Consider the following 19,275-nt stretch of genomic DNA (forward strand, 5'->3'; position numbering starts at 1 on the left):
TACGGTTCGTGCCAGGCTGAAGCGAGTTCCATCCCTGGCAGTCGAACGCAGCTGCCCACCGACCGGAAGGTCCGTGTGGCATGCTGCCCTCCTCCAACAGCCTTGCCTGGCAGGCGAAACTCCATTCCGCGCTCGACGCGCACCAGGCGATCTGGCGGCCCGCGCCGTTCCACCTCCGTCGTCCGGGCTGGTGTGCCGACTGGCCCGAGCTCGCCGACGCCGTGCTCCGCCTCGACGAGCAGACGCTCGACCGGCTGAGCCATCACCCGCGAGCGGCCCACGACTGGCTCGCTCCGCTGCTGCCGGTCGTCCGCCTGCTGGACGACCTGACCCGCCTCCCGCGGTTGCCGCTGCGCTCCCCGCCACCAACCAGCGCGAGGTTCGACGCCGGCGTTCCCCACCGCAAGCGCGCGCAGGTCGAGGCCTTCGCGGCTCACACGTTCCCGGCTCGTACGCCGTTGCTGGACTGGTGCGCCGGCAAGGGGCACCTCGGCCGCAGACTCGCCGTCGCCGACCGGGTGCCGGTGCACTCACTGGAGATCGACCCCCGGCTCTGCGCAGAAGCCGGACGCCTCGCCGGCCGGGCGGGCGCCGACCAGACCGTCGTCTGCGCGGACGCGCTGGACGAGCTGTCCCATGAGTACGTCGAGGGCCGCTCGGTACTCGCCCTGCACGCGTGCGGACCCCTACATCGCAAGCTCGTCGAGCGAGCCGCCCACGCCGGCGCGCGCAGCTACCTGATCTCTCCGTGCTGTTATCACAGCGGCGTATCCGGCACCTACGAGCCGTTCGCCGCGCAGGCCGCGCTACCCCTCGACGCCGGTGCCATGCGGCTCGCGGTGACCGAGACCGTGACCGCTCCTTCGCATGTCAGACGGCGGCTCGCCCGCGACCAGGCGTGGAAGCTGGGCTTCATCGCGTTGCGCGACTCGTTGGAGGGCGAGGCCGTCCGGACGTTCCGGCCGGTGCCCGCACGCTGGCTCGCGGGCGACTTCGCCGCCTTCTGCCAGGCCCTCGCCAGGCGGGAGAACGTCAAGCTGCCGAGCGGAATCGACTGGAGCCACTGGGTCGCGGCAGGCGAGCGCCGGCGGGCCGAGGTACGCCGGCTCGAGCTCGTCCGGCACGCGTTCCGCCGCGCGCTGGAGCTCTGGCTCGGGCTGGATCTCGCAGCCGGCCTGGAGACGGCCGGCTTCGACGTTCGGGTCGGCGCCTTCTGCGAGCGCTCTCTCACGCCTCGCAACCTGGTCGTCCGCGCGTCACGGTGACCAGTCCGGGACCAGTCCCACGGCCGGAGCGGGATCCTGGTGTCGTTCGTCCGGATGCTTGGAGGTTGTGGTGTCGAGGCGTTTCGTCCTGCTCGCCGCCGTCGCGATCGCGGTCGCCACCGTCGTCGGCGGCACGCTGTCCGCCTGCGCGCCCGGAGACCGCGAGAACGCCGCTCCCGTGGAGACCCCGACGACCGAGCGTCCGGAACCGCCGCGCGGGTTCGCGTACCTGAAGATCCAGTTCGGCGCGTCCTGGGCGGCGACCACCTCGGACTTGGTCGTGATGAACGGCACCAAGCGGGTCGGCCACGTGAAGTTCGGCCTGGTCGGCAGCAAGCCGGTCTACACGACCGACGGGCGGTACGTCTTCACGCTGCCGCTCGACGACAAGGTCATCGCGCTGTCGGTCGCGACCGGCGAGCAGATCACCGTTCCGTGCGAGGGCTGCGCGGACCGCACGCTGAAGTGTCAGTGCCAGACGGTCGTCGCCGCCGGCGACAGCCGGATCGCCTGGCTGGACAGCAGGAACCAGCTCGTCCTGACCGACCTTTCGGCCAGCCGGCCGAAGCCACGGCCAACGGAGACCAAGCTGCCCACGTGGAAGAACATCTGGGACACCGCGAGTCCCCAGCTCCTCGCCGGCACCACTGGCGCGGTGCTGGCCGGGTACCCCGGCTCGCTGTCCGACCAGCCCGGGCCGGTCTACCTCGCACCGATCGACGGCAAGCCGCGCCGGATCGACACCGGCCGCGCGGACGCCGTGGAGTCGGCCGCGTTCAGCCCGGACGGCAGCCAGGTCGCGATCTACGGCGAGGAGCTGTCGAACGCCTGCGCCACCGTCACGCTCGTCGACATCGAGTCGGGCGTGCCTGGCAAGGGCAGGACCAGCCCGGTGTACGCGGCGCCAGGCACCACGTGCCCGACTCGCGACGGCTACGTCGGAGACCTGTGGTGGGACAGCCACGGCACGCTCAACGCGTACTACCAACCCTCCGGCGACGTCCACACCAAGGACGTCCAGCGGCTGTTCGACGGAGATCGCTGGGTCGCCGCCAAGACGCCCAAGTCGACTCAGGTCCATCGCCTGAACGCGGGCGCGACAGCCGTCCTCAGCCATCCGTTCATCCGCGACCAGGACGTCCTCTACGTCGTGATCGACGGCCGGCGGACCAGGCTCGACGGCGACGTCACCAAGGTCGTCGCCGCACCGCGGTGACGCATGATCGCCGAGTGTTCCGATATGCCTGCGGACGCGCCGTCCGGTGCGATAGGAAGGTTCGCACCTGATGCGTCTCGCGCAGGCGACCCGTTCGACGGGTGGTGCGACCTCAACCCCCTGGAGGTCGCACCTTCGCGCGGACGCCAAGCACGGCTAGCCGATCCGGTAGCCCACACCCGGCACGGTCGTGATGACCGATGGATCACCCAGCTTGCGCCGCAACCGGCCGATCGTCACCGTGACCGTGTTGGTGAACGGGTCGGCGTGCTCGTCCCAGACCTGTTCCAGCAGGGCTTCGGCGCTGAGGAAGCCAGGACTCGCGCGAAGCAGCGCCTCCAGCAGCGCGAACTCCTTCACCGACAGGTCGAGCTGGTTGCCGTCGCGTACGGCAGTCCGACGCAACGGGTCGAGCTCGATGCCGGCAGCGCGCAGCGTACGAGGCCGGGCCGCGGGTTTGCGCCGGGCCAGCGCCTGGATGCGCAGCACCAGCTCCGGGAAGTGGAACGGCTTGGCGAGGTAGTCGTCTGCTCCAAGCGTGAGCCCGGTGACACGGTCGCCGGGTGAGCCGGCCGCGGTCAGCATCAGCACCATCGCCCGTTCCTCCTGGTCGGTGATCAGCTGGCAGAGCGCGTCGCCGTGGATGCCGGGCAGGTCGCGGTCGAGGACAACGACGTCGTAGGCGTTGACGTCGAGCTTGGCCGCGGCCGTCAAACCGTCGTGCGCGACGTCGACCGCCATGCCCTGGTCGCGCAGGCCTTCGACGACCACCTCGGCCAGCGCCGGCGCGTCCTCCACGACCAGCACCCTCATCCGGCCACCGCCGGAAGCGTGACCGTGGCACGCAGGCCACCCTCGGGCCGAGCCGACAGCTCCAGCCGTCCGCCATGGGCGGCGGCGATGCCGGACACGATCGACAGCCCGAGCCCGGTACCGTCCGGCGACCCGATCCGGTCGGCGCCGATCCGCTGGAACGGCCGGCCGAGCCGGTCGACATCCTGCTGCTGGAGCAGGGATCCGCCGGTCTCCACCACCAATCGGACGCGCTCTTCTTCCGCTGCTGCTGAAGTAGCCTCCACCCGGATCCAGCCACCTTCTTCGTTGTGCCGGATCGCGTTGTCGACCAGGTTCTCGACCATGCGGGCGAGCAGCGCCGGGTTGCCTCGCGTCCACGCCTCCCCCGGTTCGCCCGGCTCGACGGCAAGCCGCTTCGAAGCGAGGTCGCTCGCCCGCGCCGCCAGCGCGTCCGAGACCAGCTCGCCGACGTCGACCCGGACGGCATCGGCCAGCGCGCCGTGCTGGGTACGCGCCAGCACGAGGAAGCCGTCGAGCATCTCGTCCACCTGATCGAGCTGTGTACGAAGCCGATCGGCCAGCGCCACCGTCTGCGCCGCCGGCTCGGGCTTGGCGACGGCGACGTCCAGCGCCGCCCGCATGGTCGCCAGCGGGGTGCGCAACTCGTGCGACGCGTTCGCCACGAACCGCCGCTGTGCGGCGAACGACGCCTCCAGCCGTTCCAGCAGATCGTCGATCGTGTCCGCCAGCTGCTTGACCTCATCGGTAGGTCCACTGACCGCAAGCCGCCGGTCCAGGTTGTCGGCCGTGATCCGGTTGGTAGCCGCCGTGATCAGCCGCAGTGGGCGCAGCACCCGCCCGGCCAGCGCGCGACCGAGGACGACCGAGACGACCACCATGACGAGCAACGCGCCGATCGAGCCGGCCAGCAACTGCCGGGAGTAGTCCGCGTTGATCCCGGCCAGCTGGCCCTGCAGGTCGTGGATCTGCCGCTGCGCGGCGGCCAGGCCGGTGTCCACCGGCTGCTGGCCGGGAACCTGCCCGGGAGGCAGCCCGGGGTAGTGCACCGGCGACGTGCTCGACACCTGACCGCCCGCGAGCAGGAACGTCAGCACGAGCAGCCCGACGCCCGACAACAGGAACACTCCGGCGTAGAGGACGGTGAAGCGCAGTCCCACAGTGCGCCGACTTGCCCAGTTCATTCCTTCAGCATGCCCAAGCCGGCCTAACAACGACGTGACAGGCATGGTTCGGGCCGTGTTACCGGCGCCCGCGTAGAACCGCTGCCATGTCTACCCGAGAGCTCCTCAAGCAGGAATGGATCGGCTTCCGCCGCCCCGGTCGCCTGATCGCGCTGGCGGTCGCGACCCTGTCCGTGGTCGCGTTCGGCCTGCTCGTCGCCAGCGGCATGCACTCGTCGTGCGACGGCCCGTGTCCCACCGACCCGACGACTGCGGACGGCCGGGTCGTCGGCGACCGGTTCTACTTCTTCCATCACGACCTCGGTCGCGACGGCAGCATCACGGCGAGGCTGACGTCGATGACCGGCACGATCACCTACCCGCCTCCGGACCACGACGAGATCGTCCCCGGCCTGGTGCCGTGGGCGAAGGCCGGGATCATCGTCAAGGACGGCGTCCGGCAGGGCTCCGACTACGCCGCGCTGATGATGACCGGCAGCCACGGCGTACGGATGCAGTACGACTACGCGGAGGACGTCGCGGGCACGCCAGGCCGGGGCGCCGATGTCTCCGGGCAGGCGCCCCGCTGGTTGCGGTTGAGCCGGTCCGGCGACACGATCACTGGTTACGAGTCCGCCGACGGCAGGCGGTGGTCGAAGGTCGGAACGGCGACGATCGACGGGCTGCCCGGCACCGTACGGGTCGGGCTGTTCGCGGCCTCGCCCGGCGACCTCACGTTGCGGCGCGTCGCACTCGGTGGTGCGGTCGAGGAGGTGCGCTTCACCCAGGCCGTGGGCGTCTTCGACCACGTCACCGTGACCGGCTCGGGCGCGAACGACTGGAAGGCCGAGCCGGTCGGCCAGATGAACCAGACCGACTGGGAGAAGTTCCACAACGCCTCCGGTGTCAAGCGTTCCGGCCAGACGGTCACGGTCAGCAGCACCGGCGACATCGGGCCGAGCGGGAACGAGGTCGCCGGGCTGGGAGTCGAGCGGATGCTGCCCGGGCTGGTCATCGCGCTGATCATCGTGCTGGTGGTCGGAGCGCGCTACCCCACGCGGCGCGCCAAGCTCCGCACCGACGGCCCGCCCTCTCGTTCCGTACTCCTGGTCCGAGCCGGCCTGCTGGCCGCCGCTGTGTTCGTGACCGGGCTGGCCGGTGTCGGCATTACGATCCCCAGCACACTCGCCATCGTGCGCGGCAACCAGATCCCGATGTTGCCGGTCTCGGCACTGACCGGCGTCCGCGTGACCGTCGGCCTCGCGGTGATGCTCGCGCTGTGCGCCGTGCTGGCGTTCGCGCTCGGTGTCCTGTTCCGGCGCGGTTGGGCGGCGGTCTCCGCGGCGGTGGTGCTGGTCGCTGTGCCCTTTGCCGTGTCGGCGCTGCCGCTCCTGCCCGATGAGGTGGCCGACTGGATGTTGCGGCTCACGCCTGCGGCCGGTTTCGCCGTCCAGCAGACTCTGGTCGAGTACCCGCAGGTCGTCGCGCACTACGCGCCATCCGCCGGGTACTACCCGCTCCCCGGCTGGGCCGGGTTCGCCGTCACGGCGGCCTACGTTCTGGTGTTCGGGTTGCTGGCCCGAAAATCGGTTGTCCCACCGGTGAACGGCTCGACACACTCGGCCCAATGGATGACGACGAGCTCGGTACGCGACTGACCAACGACCGCTTTCCCCGTTCGGCGAAGTATCCGGCCCGCTGGATGGTCGACAACTGCATGGGCCCGAACCCCGTATGGCTCTCCGAATGGCTGTGCGAGGTGATGCCGCTCGAGCCCGGCATGCGGGTGCTCGACATGGGCTGCGGGAAGGCGAGCAGCTCGATCTTTCTCGCCAAGGAGTTCGGCGTCGACGTCTGGGCCACCGACCTGTGGATCGAGGCCGGCGACAACTGGTCCAGAGTGCGCGACGCCGGACTCCAGGGGCGCGTGCATCCGGTGCACGCCGAGGCACACGCACTGCCGTTCGCGGAAGGCTTCTTCGACGCGCTGTTCAGCATCGGCACCTATCACTACTTCGGCACCGACGAGCTCTACCTCGGCTACTACTCCTCGTTCGTCAAGCCAGGTGGCGCGATCGGCGTGGTCAGCCCCGGTGTGGTCGAGGAACAGGAGACCCTGCCGCCACCCCACCTCGCGAAATGGTGGCCGTGGAACTTCTGCGCGTTCCACACACCCGAGTGGTGGCGGCGCACCTGGGAACGGACCGGCCTCGTGACCGTCGAGGTCGCCGACCAGCTGGAAGACGGCTGGCGGCACTGGCTGCAGTGGAACGAAGCCTGCGACCTCGACCGCCAGGGCAAGCCCGACTGGGAGTCCGACCTGCTCCGCGAGGACGCTGGACGGGTGCTCGGCCTCACCCGCGTCCTGGGGCATCGCCTGCCGGAGTGACGGACACCGGGTAAGGCCGATCGCTGGTCACGGGGTCAGGCCGGCCGCCTTGAACAGGGCGGCGTCCTTGGAGCTGCCGATGCCGCTCCCCCATTCGATGTAGCCCTTGCGGCCCGAGCCGTCGTTGTCGTTCACGAGCATGGACAGGCTCAGCATGCCGTCGCCGGCATCACTCGGTGCCAGCTCGCTCCACGGCAACGCGAGCTCGTACACCGTGTTCTTCGCGGTCTCGTCCCGCGTCACGGCGACGTCGACGTCGGAGACCGGGCCTGCCGCGCCGTCCAGGACGCTCCAGCGATAGACCTGCGGTCCGCTGGGAGTGAGGGCGAGGCCGTACTCGTAGCCGAACGCGAACTCACCCGGCCGTCCGGGCGTGACGGCGAACTGGATGCTGTCGCCCTGCCAGATGTTCGCGCCCGTCTCGGACTGGTGCGCCACGTCGTCGTGGACGCGGGCGGAGAGGTAGAGATGACCGGCGTCCCAGGTGAACCAGATATCACCGCTCAGGTCGTCGGCTCCCGCGTACGAAGGCATCTGGACGGTGCCGTCGGCCGCCAGGTCGATCGCCGGCTTGCCGGCCAGGTCGTCCAGGGTGCCGTCGACGGCGATCGCCTGCTGCCCGAGCGGCGTCACGGCTTCCGGCGGTACGACGACGACCTTGCCGGTCTGGGACATCGCGGGGAAGCCGGCCAGCCGGAGCTCGGCGCGCATGGCGTAGGTGCCCGCCGTCAGTCCGGCGAGCGGGAGGTCGGTGACGCGCTCGGCGCCTCCGGCGAGTGTCGCCCCTTCGAGGGCGGTACCCTCGTGGTCGCCGATCGACCACGTCAGCTGGTCGATCGTCAGCTGGCGCTCGCTGACGTTCGAGGCGGTCAGGCGCAGCGCCTCACCGTCGGCCGTGTCGACGTGCTTGCCGTGGAACACCACCGGCATGCGGACGTCGACCTGCGTGCCGAGCCTCGCGATCCGGCGGCCGGACACGACCAGATCGCCCGCGGGCTTGCGAATTCCGGCCGCCTCCTGCGCCGGCAGGTTCACCGGCACGTCGACCTGCTGCCGTGCCGGTACACGTACCGGCACGCGGGTGCCCGCGATCTCGAAGGTACCGCGCAGCTCCGCCGTCGGCGCCTTCGTGTTGTCCACCGTCAAGGTGAGCTTGACCTGATCGCCGACGAACGTGTCGCCCGCGGGCGCGAGCTCGAACTTCGAGCCCGGCCGCAGCCGCGCCGCCGGGTCGCTCACGACGTAGACCGGATCGCCCGACACCGACAGCGCGACCGTGCCGCCGGGTCCTGGCGAGTACGACTTCTGGTCGCCGGTGAGGTCGGCGACCGTGACCGCGCTGCCGGTGCTCACGTCGACCGTCGTCGGCTGCGTCGACCACAGCACGCGAGTCGTCTTGCTGCCCTTGCCGAACACCATGCTGAACACGCCGTCGCCGAGGTCTTCCCGGCGCTGGAACGTCGCACCGGTGAGCTGCCGGGCCATGACGGCGTAGGCGACGTAGGCCGGCTTCGGCACCCAGCGGCCCATCGCGTCGTGGTCGTTACGGATGATGCCGAAGTTGTTCTCGTTGTACGCCGGATCCGTGCCGTCGTTCATGAAGTCGTACCAGAAGAACTTCTCCACGCCGCGCGACAGAGCCATCGCGTAGGCCCGGACGAGGTAGGCGGCCTGGGTCTGCTCGCTGACGCCGGTCGCGCCGTTGTGGGTCGGCCAGCCCTGCTCGGTGATCCACAGTGGCTTGGCCTGCCCGTTGTTGTACTCCTTGACGAGGTTGCCGACGGCGTCGAGGTTGCCGACGACGTTCTCGGGTGGCGTTGGGTATTGGTACGGGTGGATCGACACCTTGTCGAGGTACGGCATCGCGCCGAGCTGGAACAGCGTCTCGAGCCACTCCAGCGGAACGCCCGCCGACGCCGGGCCGATCACGTCGACGTCCGGGTCGACGGCCTTCAGCTTGTCGTGCGTCGCCTTCAGCAGTGGGTAGTAGTACTCCGCCTTCGCGTCGGCCGGGCCGTCACCGCGGTCGCCGAAGCCCGGGATGTTGAACTCGTTGTAGACCTCGACCTCGTCCAACTGGGCGTTGTAGTGCTCGAGAGTCGCGGCCGAGTAGTTCGCGAAGCCCTCGCGGCCGGCGTCGGTGTACGGCGTGGCGTCGTTGTCGTGGAAGCGGTTGGTGTAGTCGACGATCGGGAAGACGTTGATGCCGGCCGCGTCGAGCCTCGACATCACCGGGTCGTAGCCGCTGAAGTCGTAGCTGCCCTTGGTGGTCTCGATGCCGCCCCAGCCGAGGTCGTTTCGTACGTTCATGATGCCGGCCTTGGCCAGCAGCGGGATCAGGTCGGCGCTGTAGCCGGTGAAGTGGGTGCCGATGCCGAACGGCGAGTCGGCGACCGACTTGACGTCGAACGGGTCCAGGAGGGCGAGGCTGGTCCTCGCCGTGCCGACCGTGGATCCGTCGGCCGCCTTGGCGGTCAGGTCGAGGGTGTAGTAGCCACGCTTGGCGATCGCGGGGCGGATGGTGGCCACGCCGTCGCTGGTGGCCGCTGTGCTTCCGGAGGTCGCGGTGCCGCCCCAGAAGTCGTGTGCGGTCCAGGCCACGTCGGTGCCGCTGGTGACGACGTTCAGCGCGGGCTGCTCGCCGCCGACGAACACGTTGCCGAGCGTCGTCGGCTGGATCTCCAACGCCGGTTGGGGTGCGGTCACGGTGATGTCGTCGAGGTAGACGTCCGCGCTGGTCCTGCCCGCCGCCAGGAAGGCCTTGTCGACCAGCAGGCCGATCCTCGTCGCCGGTCCGTGCCAGACGCCGTCGTTGGCGCCGCCCCAGTGGGAGGCGCTGCCGAACTCCGTGACGTCGACGCGTTGCCAGTCCGTGCTCGCGGCCAGCGTCAGGTGCTGCTGGTGGACCTGGCCGGTGGAGTCGGTGAGGCGGAGGCCGATCCTGCCGGCGTCGGCCGTTCTCACCCAGAGGCTGAGCGACTGGATGTCGAGCGCGTCGATACCGCGGAAGGCCTCGACGTAGTTGCCGCCGGCGGAGAAGTCGGTGTGCAGGCGGCCGGCGTACGTGCCGGAGTGTGGCTGCTGGTCGTCGCGGGTGAGCTGGCCCTGGGCGCCGGGGAACTCGGCGCCCAGGTTGACCTGCCAGTTCTCGCCTGAGTCCTCGAAGCCGCCCAGCAGGTGCTCGGCGACGGCGGCCGCACTGGCCTGGCCGGTTCGCGGCCGCGCCTGCATCGCGGCGACGGCGGGCAGCAGCGCCGCCAGCAGGATCAGGGTGAACAGGGATCGACCGACATGCCGCATGGGTGCACCGCCCCTTGTGCGAGACCGGAAGTGCCTTGGTCACAACGTAGAAATGACCTATTAACCCGTCAAGCAGGGTTGCCGAATGCGGACGCGACCTCAAGCTGCCAACCCGCTGTTAACCTGTCAAATGCGGCACGAGAGGAGGCGGTTGCCATGCCGAGCCAGCCGATCTACCAACGCATCAAAGCCGAACTGCGTGAGACGGTTGCGCGCGGTGGCTACGAGGCCGGCGTGCCGTTCATCACGCAGCGGGTGCTGTGCGAGCGCTTCGGCGTGAGCAACGCGACGGCGGTGCGCGTGCTGAACGACCTGGTGACCGAGGGCGTGCTCGTCCGGCACCGCGGCCGGGGCACGTTCGTTGCCGAGCGGCCCGTTCCGCCGCCGGGCGCGGGCGAGCGGGATCCGCATCGCTCGGTGTCGTTCATCGTCTACGACGAAGGGCCGCACCAGTCGGAGCTGTTCCGCGGCGTGAGCTCGGTCTGTCTGGAGGCGGGTTACCGGGTCTTCGTCGTCAACTCCAAGGCCTCGCCGGATGCCGAGGAGCAGGCGCTGCGGCAGGCGTTGCGGTTCGGCGCCTCTGGTGTGCTGCTGTATCCGCGGCAGGGCGAGGGCAGCCTGGCCGCGCTCGCCGACCTGCGGGCCGCGGGCACGCCGGTCGTCCTGCTGGACCGCCACCTGCCGGGCTTCCCGACCGACGCGGTGCTCGCCGACAACTACGCGGTCGGCTACCAGCTCACCAGCGCGCTGATCGCCCGCGGCCACCGCCGCATCGCGACGTTGTGGGGCGAGCACCAGTGCACCAGTGTCCATGACCGTTCAACCGGCCATATCCAGGCGTTGCGCGAGCACGACCTCCCGATCCTGCCCGAGCTCACCGCGCTCCGCCCGTACGTCGACCTGCCGGAGGCGCGGCGGAAGGCCCACCTGAGCGGTCTGCTCTCGGCGGCGACGCCGCCGACTGTTCTGCTCTGCGCCAACGGTGCCGTTCTGGCGACCGCCGCCCACGACCTCGCGGGCCTCGGCGTCCGCATCCCCGAAGACCTCGACCTCGCCGGCATGGACGACGCCGGCCCGTTCGACCTGCTACCGCTCGCGTGCGACGCCGCCGTCCTCCCGTCGTTCGACATGGGTGCCACCGCCGCGCAGCTGCTGCTGGCCCGCCTCGCCGACGCCGATCCCTACCGCGAGCCGCGCCATCGCGTCCTCCCGATCGCCCTGCGCTCCCGCGAGGACGGCCAAGCCCACCTCACCGTCGCCGCCGTCAGCTCGCGACAATGAGCCATGCCCGCCGATCACGCCGGCCCGGTGTCGAATCGGCGGGACTGCCGTTCGTCAGGATTGTGTAGGAGACGACGAGCCTCGAGGAGCGCCTGAGATGCGTCTGGCAGTACTGGATCACGGGCACCGGCTGCGCGCCCGCCTGTTCATGTCCATGGTGGGACGGATGTCGCGGGTCGAGATGGCCGACGTGCCGAAGACGTTGCTGTACCGGCCGGAGTTCTTCGGCCGCGCGATGCTCGAGCTCAGCGCCACCCGGATGCGCGGGCCGTCGTACTGGACGGCGGCCGAACGCGAGTACATCGGGATGTGCACCGCGGGCTGGCTGCGGTCGGACTACTGCGCGGAGACCCACGCCGAGATGGTCCGGGTCGCGAGTGACGGCGAGTTCGACCCGCTCGATCCGACCGCGGCGCGGAAGGAGCTGCTCGCCGTGCTGGCGTTCCTGGAGCAGGTCACGCGCACACCCGATGCGGTCCAGCCGCGGGACGCGGACACACTGCGGGACGCCGGCGTTCCGCACGAGGCGGTCGTGCAGGCGCTGGAGGTCAACTTCGTCTGGAACGTCGTCAACCGGCTGGGCAACGCGTTCGGCTTCGAGCTGCGGAAAGGGCAACTGCACTCCGGGACCCGTTCGCTGCACCGGTTCGGCTACCGGTTCCCCGCCTTTCTCACCGGCCGCGTCAACGGCGAGCCCGGCGGACCGGCCGGCGTGCTGGCAGCCGTACTCGCCGGATCGAACGGCTCAGCCCACACGACGCCCGAGCTTCGCGCCGCCGCTGCCAACGGCGACCCGCTGCCGCAGGACTGGCAGCAGTACGTCACCCAGGTCCGCGACCACTCCTACGAGCTCACCGACGCCGACATCCGGAAGCTCCAGTCGTCCGGCCACACCGACGACGAGATCTTCGAGCTCACCGTAGCCGCGGCGGTCGGCGCCGCCGATCGCGCTCTGACAGCGGGCGTGCGCGCTCTCGGCTAGCCGAGCTGCTCTCGTCGGCGCTGCAGGAACTCGCGCTCGGCGGTGTTGTCGGCGCAGGCGATCGCGGCGTCGTACGCCTCGCGGGCCTCGGTGCCACGGTCGAGGCGGCGCAGCAGGTCGGCGCGGATGGCGTGGAAGAGGTAGAAGCCGTCCAGGTCGAGCAGGTCGACCAGCTCGAGCCCTTCGGCCGCGCCCGACACCTCGGCGACCGCGACCGCACGGTTCAGGGCGACGACCGGCGTGGGTGCGATCTCCATCAGCTGGTCGTACAGCTGCACGATCTGCCCCCAGTCGGTCTCAGAAGCGGTCGCCGCGTCGCTGTGGACGGCGTTGGTCGCGGCCTGGATCTGGTACGGCCCGGGCTGCCCGCGCCGCAGGCAGGCGCGCACCAGTGCCTGGCCCTCCGCGATCAGCGAGGCGTCCCACGTCGTCCGGTCCTGGTCGGGGAGCAGGACGAGCGCGCCGTCCTCCGACACTCGAGCCGCACGGCGCGAGTCGGTCAGGAGCATCAGGGCGAGCAGGCCGGCCACTTCCGGTTCGTCCGGCATCAGCGAGGCCAGCAGCCGCCCCAGCCGGATCGCCTCGGCGCACAGGTCCTCGCGTACCAGCGACGTGCCCGCGCTCGCCGTGTGCCCTTCGTTGAAGATCAGGTAGATCACGGCGAGCACCGAGGTCAACCGGTCGGGCAGGTCGGCCGAGCGTGGAATCCGGTACGGGATGCGTGCATCGCGGATCTTGCCCTTCGCCCGCACCAGGCGCTGCGCCATCGTCGCCTCCGGTGTGAAGAACGCCCGCGCGATCTCCGCCGTGGTGAGCCCGCCCAGCAGCCGCAGCGTGAGAGCGACCCGCGCCGGCATGGTCAGCGCCGGGTGGCAGCAGGTGAAGATCAGGCGTAGCCGGTCGTCGCGCACGGGTCCCCCTTCCTGGACAGGTTCGTCGCGAGCTGCGTGCAGCAGCGCGGCCTGGGCGTGCCGGTCGTCGCGCGTGGACTCGCGGCGGAGCCGGTCGATGCCGCGGTTACGGGCGGTCGTGATGATCCAGCCGGCCGGGCTGGGCGGCAGCCCGTCGGCAGGCCACTTCTGTACGGCCGTGGTGAAGGCGTCCTGGACCATTTCCTCGGCGAGGTCGATGTCGCCGAAGACCCGGACCAGGACGGCCACCGCCCGGCCGTACTCCTCGCGGAAGACCCGCTCGATGTCGGCCGGCTCGACAGGCCCTACGGGCATCAGGCCTCGCCGTGGAACGGGCGGACCTCGATCGAGAGCGGCGAGAGCACGCGCGCCAGCCGACCGGCCCAGTCGAGCGCCTCGTCCAGGTCGTTGACCCTGATCACGGTGAACCCGCCCAGGTGCTCCTTGCCCTCGGCGAACGGCCCGTCTGTGGTGAGCAGCTCCTGGTCCTTCACCCGCAGCACGGTCGCGGTGCTCGGCGGGTGCAACCCGGCCGCGAACACCCACACGCCGGCCGCCTGCATCTCCTCGTTCAGCTTGCCGAGCTCAGCCATGATCGGCTCCAGCACCTCGGGAGGCGGCGGGTCGCCGTCGGGCTGGTAGATGCTGAGCAGGTACTGCTTCATTCGTCCGTACCCCTCACGTCGTACGTAGCCATGATCACGCCGGCGGCCGTCGGCACTGCCGAGACGAGCTCGAGGTCGGCGTACGCGCTGTCCTCAGTGAACCCCACCCACCTCCCCGACCACAGGCGGGCCCCACCGCCCAGGACCACCGGATGGATCAGCAGCAGGTACGTGTCGACCAGGCGATGCCGCGCGAGCTCCCGGACCAGCTCGCCACTCCCGAACACCACCAGGTCCTGCCCCTGCGCCTTGAGCTCGGCCACCGCCTCGGCCGCGTCGCCCTTCAGCAGCGTGGAGTTCGTCCAGCCGAGCGGTTCGGTGAGCGTCCTCGACGCGACGTACTTCCGCACCTTGTCGAGTGCCTCGGTGAACGGGTTCGGCTGGGTTTGCTTCGGCCAGTATCCGTACAGGTCGTCGTAGGTCACCCGGCCGAGCAGCAGGCTCCAGCCGGGCGGCATGTGAGCGCCCATCGCCTCGGCCATGGCCGGGTCGTTGCGGGCCGCTGCCCATCCGCCGTACTCGAAGCCGCCGCGCGGATCCTCGTCGGGTCGCGCCGGTGCCTGCAGTACGCCGTCGAGGCTCAGGTGGTTGATCACCGCGAGCTTGCTCATCGTTGTCCGCTTCCTTCGCTGTCGTTCCGGCTCTTCACCAGCTACACGAACGGCGGACAGGCGGATCGACATCGGCCGGCGGGATTGTCTACGACCAGTGCGGTGGGCGCTCCAGGCCGGCGGGGAGCTGCGTCTCCGCGTCGCCGTTGGCCGCGTTGACCTGCATCTGAGTGACGAAGATGGCACCGGCCAGGTTGGCGCCGGCGAGCTGTGCGTCGCGCAGATCCGCGCCGATGCAGTCGGCCAGGCGCAGGTCGGCGCCGGTGAGGTCGGCCGCGATCAGCCAGGCGCCGCGCAGGTTGGCTCCGCGCAGGTCGGCGCGCCTGAGCTTGGCGCCCATCAGGTCGGCGCCGCGGTGGTTCTTCCGGTTCCTGACGCCGGCCCGGGCCAGCTCGCTGGCCTGCAGCAGGAGTGTGTTGACCGCCTTCCGGTGCGCGGGTACGTCCAGGCCGATCAGGTCGTCGGCGCTGCCGTTGGTGAGCTCCTCGGTCTGCTCGAGGAGCTTGCGCAGCTCGGGGTACAGCGGCTCGGCCGCGGCGAGTGCGAGCGCCTCGGTGAGGCACCAGCGCAGCTCGTGCAGGTGACGCATGACGGGGAACGCCTGGAACATCTTCGCCGCGCTCTCGGGCTCCGCGCGCCAGTCACGGCCGGCGAACGTACCTTGCGACAGGTGCTGGCCGGCACCGAAGCAGTCGTAGACCGTACAGCCGGAGAAGCCCTCGCTGCGCAACGTCTTGTGGATTCCACAACGGAAGTCGCCGAGCAGGTTGGGACATGACTTCCCGGCCGGCTTGTCGATCGCGAAGTCGGCCGAGGCCTGGAACGGCAGTGCGACGCAGCACAGACCGAAACAGTTCGCGCAGTCGGCGCGCAGAGCGGCGGTACTCACTGGCGCCCAACCTACCCGTAGGCCCGTGGGCGTATCCGCGCGCGGTTGCCTGCTCCCGGTGGCGCAGTCGAACTGCCTCTCCGTGGCCGACGACTTGTGGGTCCGGATCGCGAATCATCGAGGCATCCGGAAACCCCGGACGGGCTCGGCGCGATGAGTTTCGTCGCAGCGCCGGTCTGTACGGATGACTTCGATGAGATGAGGACCTGAGATGACCGCGCAGACGTTGGAACGGCCGCATGAGCCGGGTGGACCGGTTGGACTGGTCGAGCCTGGTGCGCTGACCGTTGTCGAGGCGACGGCGCCGGCCGATGTCCGGGCCGCGGTGAACCTCGCGATCGACCGCGGGTTGCCGTTCGCCGTAGAGGGGACCGGGCATGGAACGCTGGCGCGCCCGGAGAGCGGTGTGCTGCTGAAGACGGGCCTGATGGATCAGGTGCGAATCGATCCGGTCCGGCAGGTCGCCGAGGTTGGCCCGGGTGCCCGCTGGAGCCAGGTGATCGAGGCCGCGGCGCCGTACGGGCTGGCACCGTTGTCGGGCAACACGCCTTCGGTTGGTGTCGCGGGCTTCACGCTGGGCGGCGGTGTGGGCTGGCTGGCGCGAGAGTACGGCTTCGCGGCCGACAGCCTGTTGCGCGCCGACGTCGTGACGGCCGACGGGCAGTCACGGGTGGCGAGCGCCGCTGAGAACCCGGACCTGTTCTGGGCGTTGCGTGGCGCGGGCGCGAACTTCGGCGTCGTGACGTCGCTCGAGTTCCGCCTCTACCCGGCGGCGATCGTGTACGGCGGCACGGCCACGTTCCCCGCGTCTCGTGCCGCGGACGTCCTGGCGTTCTTCCGGAACTGGGAGCAACCGAGCTCGCTGACGGTGTTCCTGGTCGTGACGCCCGACGCGCTGGTCGTCCGTGGCGTGTACGCAGGATCGGCCGCTGACGGGGAACGTGCGTTGCGCCCGCTGTGGCGCGTCGCGGGTGCGTCGCTGGCGAACGAGTTCCGCGTGATGCCGTACGCCGACGTCGCGACGATCGGCGGGACCGCGCCGCACGCGTTCGAGCTCTACGACGACCTGCCCGACGACCTGATCGGAACGTTGAGCGATCCGGACGCCGGCTTCAACGCCGTCGAGGTCCGCCGCTGGGGCGGCGCGATGGCCGCACCGTCGCCGGTGTCGGGTGCGGCTCCGGGCCCGGTCGGCCACCGCGACGTCCCGTTCTCCTTGACGATCGATGGACCGGCGGAGGTCGCCTCGCGGCTGCGGACCCACAGCACGGGCGGCTCGTTCCTCAACTTCCTCCACGACCGCACGCGTACGGCTGACGCGTACACGCCGTGGAACCACACCCTGCTGCGCGAGCTCAAGCGCGTCTACGACCCGGCCAACCGGTTCGGCCTGAGCCACAACATCCCACCGGCGTAGTGGCCGGCAACGCCCGGCTGCCGGCCGGCTGACCAACCTAGGTTCGCGGGCGGCCGAGCTCGGCGATCCGTTGCTCCAGGAAGCGCCGCTCGGCCTCGTTGTCGGCAAGGCGGACGGCTTCTTCGTACGCCACGACCGCTTCGGGCCGGCGGTCCAGCCGGCGCAGGAGATCGGCACGGATGGCGGGGAGATAGCGGTAGCCGGACAGTCGCCGGTCCTCGGCCAGGCGGTCGACCTGGTGCAACGCGGCCGCGGGACCGTCCACCATGCCGACGGCCACCGCGCGGTTCAGCGCGACGACCGGCGACGGCCACGCGGCCAGCAACGCGTCGTAGAGCTGGACGATCTGTGGCCAGTCGGTCTCGGCGTAGCCTGGCGCCGACGCGTGCAGCGATGCGATCGCCGCCTGCAGGGCGTAGCGTCCGGGCCGGGCGCCGCGGAGCGACTCGACCACCAAGCCGTCGGCTTCGGCGATCGCCGATCGGTCCCACAGCGACCGGTCCTGCGCCTCCAGCAGCACCAGCTCGCCGTCCGGACCCGTGCGCGCGGCCCGGCGGGCGTGGTTGACGACGACCAGCGCCAGCAGCCCGGCGACCTCGCGCTCCCCCGGCATCAGGTCGCGCAGCAGCCGCGCCAGCTCCAGGGCGCGTACGGCCAGGTCGGTACGGGCCAGCGACGCACCCGACGGCGCCGTATGGCCGGCGGTGAACAGCAGGTAGATGACGGCGAGCGCCGCCGCCAGCCGTTCCGGCAGCTCCGCGGCCGACGGCATCCGGAACGGGATGTGCGCCGTCACGATCTTCTGCTTCGCCCGGGTGATCCGCGCCGCCATCGTCGGCTCGGAGACCAGGAACGCCGCCGCGACGTCCGGCGTGCTCACGCCGCAGACCAGCCGCAACGTCAGCGCGACCTGGGCCTCCACGGCCAGCGCCGGGTGGCAGCACAGGAAGATCAGCCGCAGCCGGTCGTCGTGCACCGGCGCCTCGCCCCCGGTCGGAACGGCACCGGACTCCGAGCCAAAGGCCGCCGGCTCCGAGGCGGCCTCCGGCTCGACCAGCAGGTGGAGCTTCGCCCGCAGCGTACGTGCCCGCCGCAGCGCATCCAGCGCGTTGTGCCGGGCGGCCGTGGTCAGCCAGGCGCCGGGACGCTCGGGTACGCCCTCGCGGGCCCACGCGTCCAGCGCGTCGACATAAGCGTCCTGCACGCATTCCTCCGCCAGGTCGAGGTCGCGCGTGACGCGCACCGTCGAGGCGAGCACGGCGGCCCACTCCCGGCGGTGCGCGTCCGCGACAGCATCCTGAACCGGCGTCATCCAGGTCAGAGCACCTGGAAGTCGAGCAGTGGCCGGACCTCCACGCCTCCTGCGGCGATCGGCGTCAGCCGCGCACACGCGAGCGCGTGGTCGAGGTCGCGTGCCTCGAGCAGGTAGACGCCCGCGATCGCCTCCTTGCTCTCGATGAACGGCCCGTCGGTCACCACGTCACCGCGGATCGACGTCGAGGTGCTGGTCGGCTCGAAGCCCAGCCCGGCGACCACCCGTCCGCCCTGTTCGGCGATCCGGTCGGGCAGCGCCAGGTGCTGCTCGATGAGCTCCTGCGGGAGATCCGCGGCACCGTTCGGCGTCTCCTGCTCGAAGATGAACACTGCGTACTGAGGCATCTGTCGTGTCCCGTCAGTTGTCGTATTCCGGACCATAGGTGCCCCCGCCAAGCTCGCCACCACGGGCGTAGGTGCTCATGGTGATGCCGTTCGCCGTGGTCGTGACCTCGACCAGCTGCAGGCTGCGCGGCAACGTGCCGTCGCCGAACAGGCGTTTACCCGAACCGATCAGCACGGGAATCACCTTCAGGCGGTACTCGTCGACCAGGTCGTGCCGGAGCAGCGTCTGGATCAACTGGCCGCTTCCGTGCACCTGGATCTCGCCGTGTCCCGGCTCCTGTTTGAGCTCGGCCACCGCCTTGGCGATGTCGCCTCTGAGCACGGTCGAATTGTTCCACTCCGCCTTGTCCAGCGTCCTCGACGCGACGTACTTCGGAACGCTGTTGAGCTTCGCCGCGACCGGGTCCTCGTCCCCCCGCAACGGCCAGGCGGCGGCGAAGACCTCGTAGGTCTTGCGGCCCAGCAGCAACGCGCCGAGCCCTTCGATCTCCTCACCGACCCGCGCCAGGAACTCCTCGGCGATGTACGGCACCACCCAACCGCCGTGCCCGAAGCCGCCGTCCCGATCCTCGTCGGGCCCACCGGGCGACTGCAGCACGCCGTCCAGCGAGACGAACGTTCCAACCACCAGCTTGCGCATGTCGATTCCTTCCAGTCGTTCTCGGACTCTCTACTGAGACCGGCGAACGACCTGCCGCGAATCGACAGCGCGAG

17 protein-coding genes are annotated in these 19,275 nt (G+C 70.5%); 7 read left to right on the top strand and 10 right to left on the bottom strand.

Features of this window, described 5'->3' with window-relative positions:
* Positions 1-80: 80 nt before the first annotated feature.
* Both ACYVF6_RS13020 and ACYVF6_RS13025 read left to right on the top strand, forming a co-directional pair.
* Entirely contained in the window at positions 81-1,265 is a 1,185-nt protein-coding gene (locus tag ACYVF6_RS13020; RefSeq protein WP_460520660.1) for a class I SAM-dependent methyltransferase, read from the top strand.
* Between the two features lie 70 nt (positions 1,266-1,335).
* Complete coding sequence (locus ACYVF6_RS13025) at positions 1,336-2,481, top strand: WD40 repeat domain-containing protein (protein ID WP_460520662.1); 1,146 nt, start codon at positions 1,336-1,338, stop codon at positions 2,479-2,481.
* Positions 2,482-2,637: 156 nt separating this feature from the next.
* Here the strand turns inward: ACYVF6_RS13025 and ACYVF6_RS13030 are convergent, their stop codons facing one another.
* Together ACYVF6_RS13030 and ACYVF6_RS13035 are read right to left on the bottom strand one after the other, a co-directional pair.
* Positions 2,638-3,294, bottom strand: a complete 657-nt coding sequence (locus ACYVF6_RS13030) for a response regulator transcription factor (RefSeq protein ID WP_460520664.1) — start codon at positions 3,292-3,294, stop codon at positions 2,638-2,640.
* Positions 3,291-4,478 carry a sensor histidine kinase gene (locus ACYVF6_RS13035; RefSeq protein WP_460520666.1) on the bottom strand — a complete coding sequence of 396 codons (1,188 nt, stop codon included), beginning with the start codon at positions 4,476-4,478 and terminating at the stop codon, positions 3,291-3,293. The genes ACYVF6_RS13030 and ACYVF6_RS13035 overlap by 4 nt, the downstream gene beginning before the upstream one ends.
* 86 nt (positions 4,479-4,564) lie before the next feature.
* Between ACYVF6_RS13035 and ACYVF6_RS13040 the strand changes: the two genes are divergently transcribed.
* A complete protein-coding gene (locus ACYVF6_RS13040) occupies positions 4,565-6,115 on the top strand; it encodes a DUF1349 domain-containing protein (protein ID WP_460520668.1) in 1,551 nt (516 codons plus the stop codon).
* Positions 6,085-6,846, top strand: a complete 762-nt coding sequence (locus tag ACYVF6_RS13045; protein ID WP_460520670.1) for an SAM-dependent methyltransferase — start codon at positions 6,085-6,087, stop codon at positions 6,844-6,846. Before ACYVF6_RS13040 ends, ACYVF6_RS13045 begins: the two co-directional genes overlap by 31 nt.
* A 27-nt stretch (positions 6,847-6,873) precedes the next feature.
* On the opposite strand, the gene ACYVF6_RS13050 is transcribed toward ACYVF6_RS13045, so the two are convergent.
* Positions 6,874-10,146, bottom strand: coding sequence for a sugar-binding protein (locus ACYVF6_RS13050; RefSeq protein WP_460520672.1), 3,273 nt, complete (start codon positions 10,144-10,146; stop codon positions 6,874-6,876).
* A gap of 156 nt (positions 10,147-10,302) precedes the next feature.
* Between ACYVF6_RS13050 and ACYVF6_RS13055 the strand changes: the two genes are divergently transcribed.
* Together ACYVF6_RS13055 and ACYVF6_RS13060 are read left to right on the top strand one after the other, a co-directional pair.
* A complete protein-coding gene (locus ACYVF6_RS13055) occupies positions 10,303-11,427 on the top strand; it encodes a substrate-binding domain-containing protein (protein ID WP_460520674.1) in 1,125 nt (374 codons plus the stop codon).
* A gap of 97 nt (positions 11,428-11,524) precedes the next feature.
* Positions 11,525-12,409 carry a carboxymuconolactone decarboxylase family protein gene (locus ACYVF6_RS13060; protein WP_460520676.1) on the top strand — a complete coding sequence of 295 codons (885 nt, stop codon included), beginning with the start codon at positions 11,525-11,527 and terminating at the stop codon, positions 12,407-12,409.
* On the opposite strand, the gene ACYVF6_RS13065 is transcribed toward ACYVF6_RS13060, so the two are convergent.
* From ACYVF6_RS13065 to ACYVF6_RS13080, 4 genes are all read right to left on the bottom strand, one after another.
* Positions 12,406-13,635 (bottom strand): RNA polymerase sigma factor, encoded by a 1,230-nt coding sequence (locus ACYVF6_RS13065; protein ID WP_460520678.1) that lies wholly within the window; start codon positions 13,633-13,635, stop codon positions 12,406-12,408. The genes ACYVF6_RS13060 and ACYVF6_RS13065 overlap by 4 nt on opposite strands.
* Positions 13,635-13,985, bottom strand: coding sequence for a YciI family protein (locus tag ACYVF6_RS13070; RefSeq protein WP_460520680.1), 351 nt, complete (start codon positions 13,983-13,985; stop codon positions 13,635-13,637). Before ACYVF6_RS13070 ends, ACYVF6_RS13065 begins: the two co-directional genes overlap by 1 nt.
* Complete coding sequence (locus tag ACYVF6_RS13075) at positions 13,982-14,596, bottom strand: dihydrofolate reductase family protein (RefSeq protein ID WP_460520682.1); 615 nt, start codon at positions 14,594-14,596, stop codon at positions 13,982-13,984. The genes ACYVF6_RS13070 and ACYVF6_RS13075 overlap by 4 nt, the downstream gene beginning before the upstream one ends.
* Before the next feature lie 88 nt (positions 14,597-14,684).
* A complete protein-coding gene (locus ACYVF6_RS13080; RefSeq protein ID WP_460520685.1) occupies positions 14,685-15,485 on the bottom strand; it encodes a pentapeptide repeat-containing protein in 801 nt (266 codons plus the stop codon).
* Positions 15,486-15,696: 211 nt separating this feature from the next.
* Between ACYVF6_RS13080 and ACYVF6_RS13085 the strand changes: the two genes are divergently transcribed.
* Positions 15,697-16,902, top strand: coding sequence for an FAD-binding oxidoreductase (locus ACYVF6_RS13085; RefSeq protein ID WP_460520687.1), 1,206 nt, complete (start codon positions 15,697-15,699; stop codon positions 16,900-16,902).
* Between the two features lie 37 nt (positions 16,903-16,939).
* Here ACYVF6_RS13085 and ACYVF6_RS13090 read toward each other — a convergent pair whose 3' ends face one another.
* Genes ACYVF6_RS13090 through ACYVF6_RS13100 form a run of 3 tightly spaced genes read right to left on the bottom strand, consistent with a single transcriptional unit; the run spans position 16,940 to position 19,201 of the window.
* Positions 16,940-18,214 carry an RNA polymerase sigma factor gene (locus tag ACYVF6_RS13090; protein WP_460520689.1) on the bottom strand — a complete coding sequence of 425 codons (1,275 nt, stop codon included), beginning with the start codon at positions 18,212-18,214 and terminating at the stop codon, positions 16,940-16,942.
* A 5-nt stretch (positions 18,215-18,219) separates the two neighbouring features.
* Entirely contained in the window at positions 18,220-18,561 is a 342-nt protein-coding gene (locus ACYVF6_RS13095; protein WP_460520691.1) for a YciI family protein, read from the bottom strand.
* A 13-nt stretch (positions 18,562-18,574) separates the two neighbouring features.
* Complete coding sequence (locus tag ACYVF6_RS13100; RefSeq protein WP_460520693.1) at positions 18,575-19,201, bottom strand: dihydrofolate reductase family protein; 627 nt, start codon at positions 19,199-19,201, stop codon at positions 18,575-18,577.
* Positions 19,202-19,275: the final 74 nt, after the last annotated feature.

Source organism: Flindersiella endophytica, from assembly GCF_054779015.1.

Excerpts from the sequence above, each read along its gene's own strand:
- ACYVF6_RS13035 (WP_460520666.1), bottom strand. The coding sequence starts at position 4,478 with ATGAACTGGGCAAGTCGGCGCACTGTGGGACTGCGCTTCACCGTCCTC.
- ACYVF6_RS13095 (WP_460520691.1), bottom strand. The coding sequence starts at position 18,561 with ATGCCTCAGTACGCAGTGTTCATCTTCGAGCAGGAGACGCCGAACGGT.
- ACYVF6_RS13090 (WP_460520689.1), bottom strand. The coding sequence starts at position 18,214 with ATGACGCCGGTTCAGGATGCTGTCGCGGACGCGCACCGCCGGGAGTGG.
- ACYVF6_RS13055 (WP_460520674.1), top strand. The coding sequence starts at position 10,303 with ATGCCGAGCCAGCCGATCTACCAACGCATCAAAGCCGAACTGCGTGAG.
- ACYVF6_RS13050 (WP_460520672.1), bottom strand. The coding sequence starts at position 10,146 with ATGCGGCATGTCGGTCGATCCCTGTTCACCCTGATCCTGCTGGCGGCG.
- ACYVF6_RS13045 (WP_460520670.1), top strand. The coding sequence starts at position 6,085 with ATGGATGACGACGAGCTCGGTACGCGACTGACCAACGACCGCTTTCCC.
- ACYVF6_RS13030 (WP_460520664.1), bottom strand. The coding sequence starts at position 3,294 with ATGAGGGTGCTGGTCGTGGAGGACGCGCCGGCGCTGGCCGAGGTGGTC.
- ACYVF6_RS13060 (WP_460520676.1), top strand. The coding sequence starts at position 11,525 with ATGCGTCTGGCAGTACTGGATCACGGGCACCGGCTGCGCGCCCGCCTG.
- ACYVF6_RS13100 (WP_460520693.1), bottom strand. The coding sequence starts at position 19,201 with ATGCGCAAGCTGGTGGTTGGAACGTTCGTCTCGCTGGACGGCGTGCTG.
- ACYVF6_RS13040 (WP_460520668.1), top strand. The coding sequence starts at position 4,565 with ATGTCTACCCGAGAGCTCCTCAAGCAGGAATGGATCGGCTTCCGCCGC.
- ACYVF6_RS13075 (WP_460520682.1), bottom strand. The coding sequence starts at position 14,596 with ATGAGCAAGCTCGCGGTGATCAACCACCTGAGCCTCGACGGCGTACTG.
- ACYVF6_RS13070 (WP_460520680.1), bottom strand. The coding sequence starts at position 13,985 with ATGAAGCAGTACCTGCTCAGCATCTACCAGCCCGACGGCGACCCGCCG.
- ACYVF6_RS13020 (WP_460520660.1), top strand. The coding sequence starts at position 81 with ATGCTGCCCTCCTCCAACAGCCTTGCCTGGCAGGCGAAACTCCATTCC.
- ACYVF6_RS13085 (WP_460520687.1), top strand. The coding sequence starts at position 15,697 with ATGACCGCGCAGACGTTGGAACGGCCGCATGAGCCGGGTGGACCGGTT.
- ACYVF6_RS13065 (WP_460520678.1), bottom strand. The coding sequence starts at position 13,635 with ATGCCCGTAGGGCCTGTCGAGCCGGCCGACATCGAGCGGGTCTTCCGC.